The sequence below is a fragment of the Microbulbifer mixtoriginis (SeqCode) genome (assembly GCF_052466865.1).
The window spans coordinates 2,393,355-2,407,725 of sequence record NZ_CP174293.1; the positions used below are offsets into that span (position 1 = coordinate 2,393,355).

Consider the following 14,371-nt stretch of genomic DNA (forward strand, 5'->3'; position numbering starts at 1 on the left):
AATAGAGTTGGCACCTACTAGTATTTTTGGATTTTCTACACCTTAAGTCATTGTCTAGCTTATCTACACTGGCAGATAGTCATTCGCTAAGTACCTAATCCGATAGAGTGGGGGGGTAGCTGTGAGGCGTAACATCGACGAATCGCAGCAGCCAGATATATCCAACCGTAAAATATTCTCTGCCAGCGCTCTAGGCTTTCTCACCGCGGCAACGATCGTAACCAGCCTTCGCAATTTGCCCATGATGGCGCAGGAAGAGATGACGATGTTTTTCTACATCGGCATTTCCGCCCTTTTATTTTTGATTCCGGCTGGACTGGTGGCAGCCGAACTGGGCAGTGCTTTCTCCGATCGCACCGGCGGTGTTTATACCTGGGTGGGAGAGGCTTTTACGCCCAAGATGGGTTTTGTCGCTATTTGGTTGCAATGGGTGGAGTGTGTGGTCTGGTATCCCACCGAGTTGGGGTTTGCCGCAGCCGCTATTGCTTATGCGCTCGGAGAGCAGAATCTCGCCAGTAATACCTACTATATCGGCGGCTTCTGTATCGTTGCCTACCTTATTGCCACTGCTGTCGCCCTTTCGGGAACCAAGTTTCTGGTGGTAGTCACCAAGTATGGATTCCTGGTGGGCACATTAATGCCTTGTTTGATTCTTATTGCCCTGGCAGTGGGCTGGGTGGTGATGGGAAACCCCTTGGGCTGGGAAACCGCTACCGACCCGGCTGTAGCCGTAAGGGAAGATGGGCAAGTACATCCACGCTGGTTTCCCCATATTACCGGCCTCGGTGCAGTAGCCTTTCTTGGGGGGATACTGCTCTCTTTCGCCGGAATTGAGGCCCAGGCCAGCCATGTCTCCGAAATGCCCAATGCCCGCCGTGGTTATCCGGTGGTTATTGGCATTGCCGCTGCCGTTTCTTTTCTGATCTTTACGCTTGGGGCGCTCGCCATTTCTGCCATCCTTCCCTATCAACAGATATCTATAGAGACGGGATTATTCACAGCGTTTGGTCAGGGGTTTTCCCAGTTGCTGGGTATTGGTTGGCCGGTTCAGATTCTGGCGGGATTGATTGCTTACGGTGCCCTCGGGGGAGCCCTGGCTTGGTTGGCCGGTCCCAGCAGAGGGCTATTGGCCACGGCCCAGGATGGCATGCTGCCCCCCTGGTTTCAGCGGGAAAATGCTCGCGGCGTACAGAAAAATATCCTTTACGCCCAGTGCCTGATTGTCTTACTCATCTCATCGATTTATATCCTGGTGGATAATGTGTCGACCGCCTTTGTTTTGATCTCGGTTATGGCGATAAGCCTGTATATCATTATGTACTTAATGATGTTTGCTGCGGTTATCCGTTTGCGCTACACCCAGCCAGACCTTCCCAGGGGTTTTAAAATTCCCGGTGGAATCACCGGCGTTTGGATTACTGCAGGCACTGGCATGGCCGCAGTTTCTTTTGCGCTGTTGGTGTCCTTTTTTCCTCCTCAGCAGCTGTCAGTGAGTGACCCCAGACTGTATGTAGCTTTGGTCTTTTCCGGGATTGTTATTACGGTGACTATTCCGCTATTTATTTTCTACTGGCGTAAGCCTTCCTGGCGTAAAGAGGGTGGGCATAAGCAGCAATCTTTTTCAGACATTAACGAGTGACAAGGAGGTCGGTCGTGAAGCAAAAGTCGCCATTCGATATGTTTTTTGATGAATACAATGAGGATATCCCTGAGGATCATTTCCCCAAGGGGAGTATCTCTGCGCATGCGGCGGAAGCGATTGTTACCAGTGAGACCTGGTCTGATGCCAAGCCGGCCATGAATCTTTCTTCTTTTGTCACTACATTTACCGAGCCAGAAGCTTTCGATGTCGCTAAAAAACATTACCTGAAAAATTATATCGACCACGATATGTATCCGCAGTTATTTGCTATGGAAGCGCGTATGGTGCGCTGGCTGCATCAACTGTGGAATGGACCTAAAGGAGTGGAGCCCTATGGTGCTGCAACTATAGGATCCTCTGAGGCCTGTATGTTGGCGGGATTGGCCCATAAATGGAACTGGCGCAAAAAGAGAGAGAAGACAGGCAAGGATACTTCCAAGCCAAACCTGGTTACCGGGGCCAATGTTCAAATTGTCTGGGAAAAATTTATGCGCTATTTCGATGTGGAACCGCGCATAGCAGCCCTAAAACCTGGGCATTACCGCTTTAATAGCGTACATCTGGATGATCTGGTAGATGAAAATACCATCGCGGTGGTGGCGATTGCCGGGCAGACTTTCACAGGAGAAGACGACGCTTTTCGCGCTATCCATAACTGGTTAGACCGCTACCAGCAGAAAACAGGTCATGATATCCCAATGCATATTGATGGCGCCTCTGGAGGATTTGTAAACCCGTTCTTATACCCCAACTACCACTGGGATTTTCGCCTGCCGCGGGTGAAATCTATTAATGCGTCGGGGCATAAGTTTGGCTTGGTGCCACCGGGGCTGGGCTGGGTGATTTTTCGCGAGTGTTCTGTTTTTGATGAAGATCTGATGTTTTATGTCAATTACCTGGGGGGAGAGATGCCTACGGCTACTTTGAACTTCAGCAGGAATGCATCACCGGTTGCCTACCAATACTACAACTTTATTCGTCTCGGTTTCGAAGGTTATAGAGATATTATGCAGCACACTTTGGAGAATGCGCAGCTATTACGCCATCGTCTAGTAAAAAGTGGCTACTTCGAAATTATGAATAAAACCCAGCGTATACCTGTAGTGTCGATGACCCTGAATTCTAAATATACCAACTTCAATGAATACGATATATCTGACAAGGTACGTGAACGCGGCTGGGTATTATCCGCCTATTCCATGCCGCCTAATGCTCAATCGGTAAATTGCTTGCGTATTGTAGTGCGCCCACACCTTAATCTGAATGCGATTGAAGGCCTTGCTGACGATATTATCCATGCGTGTGAGTGGCTAGAGCAGCATGGGGGTAATGCCACTCCACCAAAATTGCATGATCCTCATAAGGTAGCGGCGAGTAAATGTTAAGAATTTGAGGTATCTCTGTAATGATTATTTAAATAATCGATGAGTAAAAAAGTAGAGTGACTTAAATTGTTCTGCAGAGAAGATTGAATCCAACGGTAAATCCTATGGAAAGGTGTGTGCTGAACAGTGACTTGCAGGAACCGGAAGGCCCGGTCTGTTTGCCTGATGGTCAGGTATTTGTTGCTGAAATGTCGAGCGCACGGAATTGTGTTAGTCGCATTGATATACGAGGAGGATATCATCAGGTCGGCCATCCCGGCTGGCGGCCCAATGGAATGGCGATCGATGGCGATGGCAATTTTTGGATAGCGGGAGGCGGGGGGAAAAAGCTGGTACGCATGAGGCCCGATGGGACAGTCCTCAATACTTATGAGGGACCTGCAGATCGCCCCTATCTTTGGCCCAATGACCTGGTATTTGGTCAAAATGGTTTGCTGTATATGACAGACTCCGGCATTGACCCGGATAGCTTTGTTGAGGGGCAGGCAATCCGGCCCGACTTTCGAAAGTGTGATTATGATGGGAGGGTACTTGAAATTGACCCTCGTAATGGCCGCGTATTGCGCATAATAGATACGGGTTTGTTATTCCCAAATGGCATTGCATTTGATGCCAATGACTTACTGTATGTGGCAGAAACCCTAACAGGAAATATCTACCGCTACGATCTCAGCTCCTCAGCCCTCGGTGCCCCTGAGCTATTTGGCAATGTTAACCTGGGATCACCAGAAGAATTTATTGGGCCTGATGGAATGGCTTTTGGTGATGATGGCCGGCTTTACTGTGCCGTATTTGGTCAGGGTGATGTGAGCGTTTTGGATCACGTTGGCAGGGTGGCTGAGCGCATTCCGACTTGCGGGAAGCGCCCCACCAATATCGCTTTTTGTGAAGATCAAAAGGGTGGGGCAGTGGTGACAGTTTTAGATGCTGGTTGCCTGGAGTGGTTTGGCCTGTCCTGTCGAGGTAGAGACCTCTATCGTCCTAAGATACAAGATTTATCTAGGGGACAATAAATTTTAATAATGAAACAATGGGGTTGATTGCTCTTAGCTGCTAAATTTCCTTGGTCAATGTGACTGCCTTTCGCATTTGAGTCTTGCTCAGGGTCAATAGCCTGTGATTCTCTAATTTCTTCTCGAAGGTTATAGATTCACCTGAGTGGGCTTTGTATCACTATTTCAAAATTTTATTTTCTTATTTTAAATTGGTGTGCTGTTTTCTGTTGTCCCCGTTATTTAGTTGCTTGTTGCTTGTTTGGGTGATGCAGGATTTGCAGGTTAAAAAATATGACTGCTTGGTGGTTGTGAGTCGTGATTTATTTGAGTGAGGCTGTATAAAAATTTGAACTTTTCTTGCATATTTTGATACCTGATTGTTAAAACTTTTTTCTTTTTTATTACGTTGATTTGGTTTTTTTTATCTTAAACATCATTTTAATGAAACTGCATCCCGATTTTTGTTGACCGGAAAGTCAAAATAAATTTTAGGTCAGGTTTTTGGTTTGTTTAAAAAATATGCGGCTATTATACTCCGCGCTCCCTCGGGAGCAGTGTATTTAAAGGGGTGTGCTGTGATCTGAGGATGCTTATTTTTAAGAAGTTTGATTTAAAAAATAATACTTCTAAAGCATATTTATAAGGTATAAGTTTCCATTTTTTGCCTTGATAGATTGAATCCCCGTTGATGTCTTTGTAGAGATATTTATGCGTATTTCGTTGTTTTTTCTGTTGGCTTTTTGTGCCGCTTTCTCTTCTACAGTAGTTGCAGCTACGGGGATTCAAAAAAATGGATATACCATTTATCAGGGCGATATCAACGATGATGGCCGTGAAGACTTATACTTTGAGTATAATCGTCCATTAGTTCTTTTACATGGAGATATAGTTACCCCTCTGGTAATGCCGCAGTTACCTAATTTTGTCTTGTACTTAAACAAGGACAAGGAAAGTTATGAAGATCCGGTAGAGACGACTCTTACCGATTTGGAAGTTGCCAATCTTCAAAAATTAGAAAAAAACCTTTCCTTATTTGGCGATTTTAATGGTGACGGTGCAACAGATTTGCTCCTTCTTGCCTCTATGCCTCTGATTATTCATGCACAGGGAAATGGCTTGCCAGCGCTTATTCAAACTCTCTCCACCGATAACAGTGATGACACAATAGCTTATGCGGCAGCAATCCTCGCCAGTGTAGGTGTCGACTCTATTGTGATACAGGATAAGAATGAAGATGGCAGAGAAGACATCACTGCGGGGGACTTTGTTTTTCATGCAGACGAATCCGGCGCTTTTGGTGAGTATTCCACTCCAGCTAATATTCAATCGCCCAATATGGCTGGGGCTTCTGGGGGGCAATTCCGAGTCAATGAATCCGGCGCGGCGACCTACTCCTTCCCAATCGCAACTGCTGCAGGTACAGCAGGAGTTGTACCAGAAATTTCTCTGAACTATAGCAGTGGTGGTGGTAACGGCCTGGTTGGTAAAGGTTGGGCTATTGGTGGCCTTTCTGGAATTTCCCGCTGCCGCCAGACATTATCAATTGATGGTAATGTTCGGCCTATTAGCTGGACCGAATCCGATCGATTCTGCTTAGATGGTCAGCGCCTAATACAAGTTAGTGGCTCTCAATATGGCGCAGTTGGTGCGGTATATAAAACTGAGATGGATTCTTTTGCCACAGTCACATCAATAGGTGGCAGCCTTGGTAAGCCGTCTTATTTTAAAGTGGAACGTAAAGATGGATCGGTCAGTTACTACGGGAATAGTAGTGATTCCAAGCAGCTTGCAGGGAGCAATGTGCTCACTTGGGCACAGAATCGTTTTGAGGATAGTATTGGTAATCCAATCGAGTTTTTGTATGAGGGTGATTCGGAGTCAGGGCACCGAGTTCGGTCTATCCGCTATGCCTATGGTTCGGGCTCCTATGAAGCGGAAGTAGAATTTTTCTATGAAGACCGCCCAGAGCACCTTCGAGGCTATACCGCAGGCTATGAACTTAAAACTACTAAGCGCCTGGAAAAAATCACCTCCAGCTCTAATGGTAAAGTAATTCGTGAGTACAATCTGGGGTATAACCCAGTCTTACCCTTTGTACCCAGTGAAAAATATAATGATCGAACTTCCTTACTGACATCCTTACAGGAATGTGTAGGCTCTAGTTGCCTTCCCGCGATCAGCTTCGAATGGTTACAGGCGCCGTGGTACCAATTTGGAGAGAAGTCAGAAGCTATCGATTTCTCACCCACAAAGCACCGTTTTCTATCTGATTATAAATATGCAGATTTTGATGGCGATGGTAAGCAGGATATCGTTTGGATCGAAGGGTACGCTGATGACGGCAGCGATACGGATATTCGTGTTAAATATGCCCTTTCATATGGCTCAGTTTTTTTAAAACAGAACTTCACTGGCGGCGTGTTTACTTCTGAATACTTTACCGGTGCTAATGTTGGTGAGGGGTTCGCTATCCGGGTATTGGACATTAACGGTGATGGCCGCCATGATCTGGCCATATATGATCCACGCTCTAATTATAATTACCCTGCTGGGGTCTGGCTTGTCTACCCGAGTCGTTACGATACCGCGAGCAAGCGCTGGAAATTAGATTCCAGACCAATTAATACCCACAGAACCAATAAAGATGCAATCTTTGCCGACTTTAACGGTGATGGCCTGGCAGATTATATTTCTGTTAGCTACAGCAGCAGTTCTGGAGCAAAAGTTAATGTTCGCTTAATGGAGCCTGCGGACAAACCGCTTTCCTCTATTCGATACTATGAATTTAGTGATGAATACACCAGTTATCCACTGAATATTTCTGGCGCTGCCAGTATGAAGGCTAGCGGACGTGTGCCAGATACCCTGGGGGATTTTAATGGCGATGGCGCCATGGATATCCTCGTAGCAACTTCCGCTGGGTTTGAAGCTGCGGTATTTGATCAAGAGACAAAGGAGTTCCGCTCAATTGGTGTGCTCTCGACGACGAATACTTCAAAAAGTCCTATTGCGATAGATATTAATAGCGATGGCCTCACGGATATTGCCTACCCTGGAAATTCCGGTAGTTTTTATAGCAAGCTAAGCACTGGCACAGGCTTTAAGGATCTGGGGTACCTTGGAAGCAGTAGGGGTTCTTTTGTAGACCTGAATAACGATGGTTATCAGGATTTTGTCTGGCCGGTTTCTTCTCCCTGGAATGATGTAAAAGTTCGCTACTTTGATCAAAATACCGGCGAATTTATTGACTCTTCCGATAGCAGACCTTTTGACCACCTCTCTGACTGCTCAGGTAGTGCTACCTATTGTGGCACTATAGCTTCTAATGACATGATATGGTTTGCGGACACGAATGGCGATGGAGAGGCCGATTATCACCGCTATGATGCCTCTAGTGGTATCGTTTACACCCGCCTGGATAATACCCGCGATTCTCAATATAAGAATATTCCGCGCAATGTAATTAATAAGATAGATAATGGTCTTGGTAATATTACCAATATCACTTATCAAAATATGCGGCGCGATGAGATTTACACCCGCTTGGATGTAGAAACGGAAGGCAGTAGCGCTGCTTTCTATACCGCACTCAATGGCGATTGGGATTTACCTGCGGATAGTCACACCTTAGGCAAAGATAAGCCGGTATTGGATATTCTGAGCCCCATGTACCTGGTTGCTAAGGTGGAAAGTTCTGCCCCTGCCGCCGCTGCCGAACCGGGTTCTGTTGACCAGTCTGCCCTCAGCTCGGTTTCCTACCACTACCATCAGATGAAACTCCAGGCCGCTGGCCGGGGTATGTTGGGTTTCCAGAAAATCAGCACTACCGATAACCAAACCGGCGTAGTGACGGAAACCACCTACCGCCAGGACTTCCCCTTTGTAGGCATGCCGCTAAAGACCGAAACCCGCACTGCCGAAGGGCAATTGCTAAGCCGGGCGAGCAACAATTGGCGTCTACAGGGCTGGAATGGTAGCGGGAAACCACTGCCGCCTTATCAACCTTATATTTATCAAGCGGTGGAAGAAACTTTTGACCTGAAGGATGCCGGTAGCACCCAGGGAGAACTGCTGCAAAGCGTTACCACCACAAACAGCTACGATGCCTATGGCAATGCGCTCAGTATCGATGTTGTCACAAAAGACGGCATCTCCGGCGATCAGTTTGTTAAGAAAACGGAAAATACCTATGGCAGTAGTGTCTGGGAAAAAGAAAAGGGCCGCCTAACTGCAACAAAAGTGACCAGTACTCGCCCGGGTATGCCCAGCCATATTCGCGAGTCAGCCTTTACTTATTATGCATCGGGCGTGCTCAACGGCCTTTTAAAAACCGAGGTTATTGAGCCTAATAAGCCAGAATACAAGCAGACTACCGCTTATGAGTATGACAATTTTGGCAACGTTAATAAGAAGACGGTAACTGCTCCCGGCGAAGCCGCTCGCAGTGCAAGAACGGTGTATGACCTTTCCGGCCGCTATGTGTTTGAAAGCTACAATGCCCTCGATCACCTAACCGAAAGGGTGGTTTCCCGTAATCACTTTGGCGCACCGTTGGAAGTGAAGGGGATGAATGGGCTGGAAACCGGGTTTGCCTACGATAAGTTCGGCCGTGAAACCATCAGTCAGAGTAATACCGGCGCGGATAAACTGACGGACTATGAGCGCTGTGTTATCGCCTGTCCGGCCGGTGCACAATATATGGTGACCACTCATAGCAGTACCGGTAGCTGGAGTAGGGAATACTTCGACGCACTGGGGCGCTCTATACGGACTGAAACCAAGGGCTTCAACAGTAAAATCTATACCGATAAAGAATACGATAATCTGGGCCGCGTGAAGTTTGCCAGTGAGCCTTATTTCTCTGGTGATACCCGCCTATGGTCCAAGATGGAGTATGACCTGCTCGGCCGCCCGAGCCGTGTGACTGCGCCAGATGGCTCAGTGTCCAGCATCACTTATAGTGGCCTTAAAACCATCACCACCAATGATAAAGGCCAGCAAAAAACTGAGATCAAAAATGTGGCTGGTGAGTTGGTAGAAGTCATTGATGCGATCGATGGCCGCCTCACCTACGAATATGACAGCCAGGGTAATCTGCATAAAGCCAAATCCTGGGGCAAGGCGAATACTGCCGGTGCACATATCGATGAGGGCGACGGTCTCAGTTATCCCATTGTGGTCACGATCGAATATGACGATCTTGGCCGAAAAATACGAATGGACGACCCGGATAAGGGAGAGTGGTACTACGAATATACCGGCTTTGGTGAGTTGAAAAAGCAAACCAATGCAAATGGCCACACCGTAGAGTTAACCTACGACCAATTGGGCAGACAGTCCACGCGTATTGAAAAGTCTAAAGGCTCTAGTGCCCCCACTAGCGATGTTATCTGGTTGTATGACACTGCCACTAATGGTTTAGGCCAGGTGGAAATGATTACGGACAGTGTCTCCGGTTATGAGGCCTTGTATCAGTATGACCAGGTAGGCCGAAATCATATCCAGGCGGTGGATTTTGATGGGGCTGGTGCGCAACCTTCTTATATCACCACTACAAAATTTGATGGCCATGGCCGTGTTGAATACAACTACGATGCTTTAGCCAAAATACTCGATGACAATAAGTCTGGTACTCAGAATTTCTACAATGCCTATGGGTACCTCTACAAGGTAGTAGATCTGGCCACCGGGGACCTGATTCAAGAGGTGAAAGCCCAGACCGCTCGCGGCCAACTGAAAGAGCAGCTATTGGGTAACGGCGCAACGTCTAATTTTACTTACGAAGCTGCCAGCGGCCGCCTAACAAAGCAGACCTCTACGGTATTGGGAGCCTTTGGTATCCAAGATATCAGCTACCAGTGGGATACCCTCGGCAATCTCACCAGCCGTCACAACCAGAGCGGAAGCAAGGATCTGCGAGAGAGCTTCTGCTATGACAAGCTCAACCGTTTGATAAAAACCCACAAAGGTAGCAGCAACGTTAACTGTAGTGGGCTAAGTACGTCTGAACAGGATATTCGCTACAACGCCATCGGTAATATCACTTACAAAGCCGGCGTAGGGGATTATATCTACGGTGAAAATGGTGCTGGCCCCCATGCGGTAACAACCGCCGGAGGCGTTAGCTATAAATATGACCTCAACGGCAATATGACTTCGGATGGTTTCGACGGTGGCCGTACCATCAGCTACACCACCTTCGATAAAGCCTCCGTAATCAAGAAGGGAAATAACACTACTGAGTTCCTCTATGGCCCCAGCCATAGCCGCTACTACCGCAAGGACACCAATAGTAGTAACGGGGAAGTGACAGAGACCTGGTATATCGGCGGTATCGAGCGTATCCAGAAGTCCAGTAAGCCCAATGAGATCGAGTGGAAGCGTCACTTGCTGGGTACGGCGGTCTATACCGTAAAAACCGACAAGGAATTCAAGGTACTCTCCACCGATAAGCTGTTCCTCTACAAGGACCACCTGGGCTCCATGGACCTGATTGCCGATAAAACCGGCAAGGTGGTGCAGGAAATGTCCTTCGATGCCTGGGGGCAGCGTCGCAATAGCGCCAACTGGAGTGCGTTATCCCTCACGGCGCTATCGAGCTTCGATCACAGCCGCACCACCCGTGGTTACACCGGCCATGAAATGCTGGATGAGGTGGGGCTGATTCATATGAATGGCCGTATCTATGATCCGCGTTTGGGGCGCTTTATGCAGGCGGACCCATTTATTCAAGCCGCTAAAGATACGCAGATGTATAACCGCTATAGCTATGTGCGTAATAATCCGCTGAATGCTAGTGATCCTAGTGGCTATTTCTTAGATAAGCTGTGGAAGAGCGTCAAACCGTATATAGGTGCGATTGTTGGTATTGCGCTAACAATTTGGCAGCCATGGTTAGGCCCAGGTTTGTGGCAGAGCTTTGTGTATGGTGCTATTGCTGGCGGTATAGGTGCTGGAGTCAATGGAGGTAATGTATTTAAGGGAGCGCTAATGGGCGGGGTTAGTGCTATGGCCTTCTATGGAGTAGCAAAAGGCTTTGAACAGATGCAAGTTGCTGAAGGAGCGCAACATGCGATAAAAGCAGGTAAAAACCTTTACCTCTCACCGAGCAACTTTGCCAAACTGGTTGTCGCCCAAGGCTCAGTGGGCGGCGTGATGTCTATCCTTCAAGGGGGCAAATTTGGGCATGGCTTTGCAAGTGCTGGCCTTACAAAGTTAGCAACGCCAGGAATCCTGAGTTTTGATAATATTGCTGCGGAAAGTATCGCTTCTGGTGTTGTTAGTGGAACGGTTTCTGAAATAACCGGAGGAAAATTTGCCAATGGTGCGACTTCGGGGGCATTCCTCTATGCGTTTAATGCATTAAGTTCAAATTGGGCTGAAAATGCACAAAAGGATCCAATTCTTGAAAAAGCTGATAACTTAGAGGCTGATGGGCAATTTCGATTTGCACGAAGCTCTGCTAGTTCTACCGCAAGACATTTGGGGGAGGCACATGAAAGTGACTATGGAATTATAGTGAAAGCTGACCGCAGGTGGTATGAGCATCTAGGAATTGCTCGTGAGCCTGGAGCTCTTATCGATATACCAGACAACAAGTACTCCATTACAGAAGCTTTTGTTCGAACTGCATACAGTCCCGTTCAACCTGAGTCATCTGGTTATATATATGCTCCGGCAGATATCACGAATGCTGTAGCTGTGAGTATTTATAGATTTAGTAACAATGCTGTTGTGGACTATAACGCTTATGCAAAATCTATAAGCGCACCAGTTTATGTTCAGTCAAGAGAGGGTGGATGCACCGTATATGGTGCATCTTCATCACGAGGGTGTTAAAGCACATGAAGTTGAATATTGTTTTGATTCTTGCGATTGCGGCTGCCTTATTGGTAGCGTGTGACGAAGGTGATTCCGTAAAGCTAGTTTCTATGTCAGCGCTGCTTAGTTTTCCGGAGGAATTTGATGGCGATAAAGTGGTAGTTGTCGGATATCTGGGGCGTGGTGCAGATCTTTATTTAACTGAAGAGCACTCTAGAATTGATGATAGAAGTTCAGCTTTACTTTTAAACCTAGAAGGTGAGTCGAGGGCAGAAATTATTAAATCTTCATGTAAAGGGAAGTTTGTAGAAGTCGTTGGAAATTTTGGATTGGTTCGTATCTCGGGGTTAACGCCGAGGCTAGGAATTACTGAAGTTACAACCATCTTGGATGAAATAACCCGAACTCCTTGCAGCAATAGATATGAACAATAATAAATGGGGTCAGAGTAAAGTATTGGCGTTATATGGCTCTTAGTGAGAATGATAGGCTTGGGAGTAAGTGGCCGATGCTGATTTGGCCTTCGAGAATGACTTTTTATAGTGTATTTTGATGGCTAGGTCTTTGATAGTTTTAATAGTGCTTCTCTGTGGCTGTTCTCAGGCGCAATCAGATGCTGGGAATTCAGATTTGAATGGAAAGGTATCTGGTTTTATGGATGGGGCGGAATCAACTTTAATAAAATTGATTCCGGAGATGCGTAATTATTCGAATGGTGAGCCTGTCTATACTGATAAGTTTTTATGTTCTATAGATCCTGATACAAATGAGAGGGAAAAGTATTTTTTTATAAAGAATTCTTTGCTCTTGATGACAGGAGAGGAGTTTCCTTGTGAGCGAGGTATAGATGCTTATAGGCGATACTTTACATTAGAAGATGAAGCTCTTTACTGGGTATCGTTGGTGTCAGGAAATGAGAGGTTTCTCAATTATTTTGAGAGATTAAACGGTGTTTGTAAGTTGAGTGAGCGGTACCCTGAGTCCTTAGAGTTTCTAAAGTACCGTGGTCATAAAGATATTGCTGAAAGGCTTGAGATTAAGTGGCTGGGTTGTGATCGGCAATAGCTAACTTTTACTGGGGTAAGAATAAAGTATTGGCGTTATATGGCTCTCTATGGATAGATTGATTTTTAGGGAGCAGGCTCGGCTGTCGAGGTGAGGGTTGGGCCGAATATAAGCCGGCTATTGCCTCGGTTGCTGCAACTGATTTTATTGTTTGAATAATGGCGTAAGGTGTTGATAGTGAGTGGACTTAAGAAGTGTTTATTTTTAGGTATGGTTTTTTTAAGTGTTTCGGCGGTCGCCTACGAAGGTCCATTTGTTTCTGATGGCACTCCTTGGGCTAGGCTGGCATCTAACGGTACCTTTGCAATTTACCCTATGCCTACTGCCGCTAGCTGTTTTGACGATAAAGTCAGTGTTGTCAATACAGAGGACCCGGAGATGAAAGGTATGGTGATGTCTTTAGTGCTTGCTGCACAAATGTCTAACAGAAACGTTAAAATGTGGGTGGAAAAATATGATTCCACTACGCCTCAGCGCTGTAAATTGGCATTTATAGAGATTGATTGATTGCATGCTAGTGTATGCCATTATGGGGTCTAGTTTATGTCTGCGAATAAAGCCTGGTTCTAGATTCTAAGTAATTACTCTTTTTTTGGTTTGTGAGAGTTGCCAATGAAAAGCATATGTAGAGTTTTATTTTTGGGGTTTTTCTTCTTGAGTGTTTATGCGTCAGCTGCGGAAGGCCCTTTTTATTCTGATGGTACCCCTTGGGTTAGAGTGTCCTCCAATGGAGATTTTGTTATTTATCGTATGCCCTCTTCGGCAGGCTGCTATGGCGATAAAATTAGTGTGGGTAAGCTGGAAGACCCCGACATGCGAAAAATGGCTCTATCTTTGGTGACCGCTGCCCAGATGTCAGAGAGAAGGGTTAAAGTATGGGTGAATTATGTTGGTTCTACTACGCCGCAGCGTTGTACGCTGGCATTCATTGAGGTGGAGTAATAGATAGATTCCCCTGCCTGCGATGGGCTGTCTTTTGTTAGTGGTGGTGGAAAAGTATCAGCCATCTTCATGTTGGGTTTTGTTTTCATGTTTTTGGTGGGTAGCCCTAAGGATTATTTATGAAAAAAATTATTTTTGTCTTTTTAATGTCTTTTGTTGCTCAGGCCTCTTTGGCGGATACTTCCACTCCGTTAATTACTATTAAAGCTATTGGTACCGGCTGGGGATCAAGTGACCTTTTTATTGAGTCCAATGAAAATGTCATTGTGGAAGATTGTTCAAATGTAAGGTTGAAGGTAAGTTCAACCAACCCGATGTTTAACCATATCCTCTCCATAGCACTCTCCGCTTACCATACTAAGTCGAAAGTAACCCTTAGGGTGAAAGGCTGTGATGGAACCGATATGAATGCAGTGGCGATCAAGATTACAGATTAATCCTTTAAGCTCTTAGGCTTATGAGTGTGGGCCAAATAGAATCCTGCGTGGTTAGGATTTGTTGTTGAGTCGAATGATAGTATC

General features: G+C 46.3%; 9 protein-coding genes. All 9 read left to right on the forward strand.

The window, feature by feature from the left end:
* Positions 1-121 precede the first annotated feature (121 nt).
* Positions 122-1,639, forward strand: coding sequence for an amino acid permease (locus ACJJJA_RS10990; RefSeq protein ID WP_444890475.1), 1,518 nt, complete (start codon positions 122-124; stop codon positions 1,637-1,639).
* A 14-nt stretch (positions 1,640-1,653) separates the two neighbouring features.
* The gene (gene gad / locus ACJJJA_RS10995) at positions 1,654-3,027 is read left to right on the forward strand and encodes a glutamate decarboxylase (RefSeq protein ID WP_444904603.1); all 1,374 of its coding nucleotides are present in this window, start codon (positions 1,654-1,656) and stop codon (positions 3,025-3,027) included.
* Positions 3,028-3,143: 116 nt separating this feature from the next.
* Complete coding sequence (locus ACJJJA_RS11000) at positions 3,144-4,040, forward strand: SMP-30/gluconolactonase/LRE family protein (RefSeq protein ID WP_444904604.1); 897 nt, start codon at positions 3,144-3,146, stop codon at positions 4,038-4,040.
* 690 nt (positions 4,041-4,730) lie between these two features.
* The gene (locus tag ACJJJA_RS11005; RefSeq protein ID WP_444904605.1) at positions 4,731-11,861 is read left to right on the forward strand and encodes an FG-GAP-like repeat-containing protein; all 7,131 of its coding nucleotides are present in this window, start codon (positions 4,731-4,733) and stop codon (positions 11,859-11,861) included.
* 5 nt (positions 11,862-11,866) lie between these two features.
* Entirely contained in the window at positions 11,867-12,277 is a 411-nt protein-coding gene (locus ACJJJA_RS11010) for a hypothetical protein (protein ID WP_444904606.1), read from the forward strand.
* Positions 12,278-12,395: 118 nt separating this feature from the next.
* The gene (locus ACJJJA_RS11015) at positions 12,396-12,908 is read left to right on the forward strand and encodes a hypothetical protein (protein WP_444925260.1); all 513 of its coding nucleotides are present in this window, start codon (positions 12,396-12,398) and stop codon (positions 12,906-12,908) included.
* A gap of 177 nt (positions 12,909-13,085) precedes the next feature.
* The gene (locus ACJJJA_RS11020) at positions 13,086-13,415 is read left to right on the forward strand and encodes a hypothetical protein (RefSeq protein WP_444904608.1); all 330 of its coding nucleotides are present in this window, start codon (positions 13,086-13,088) and stop codon (positions 13,413-13,415) included.
* Positions 13,416-13,520: 105 nt separating this feature from the next.
* Positions 13,521-13,850, forward strand: coding sequence for a hypothetical protein (locus tag ACJJJA_RS11025; RefSeq protein WP_444904609.1), 330 nt, complete (start codon positions 13,521-13,523; stop codon positions 13,848-13,850).
* Positions 13,851-13,969: 119 nt separating this feature from the next.
* Positions 13,970-14,287 (forward strand): hypothetical protein, encoded by a 318-nt coding sequence (locus ACJJJA_RS11030; protein ID WP_444904610.1) that lies wholly within the window; start codon positions 13,970-13,972, stop codon positions 14,285-14,287.
* The last annotated feature ends 84 nt before the right edge of the window (positions 14,288-14,371 follow it).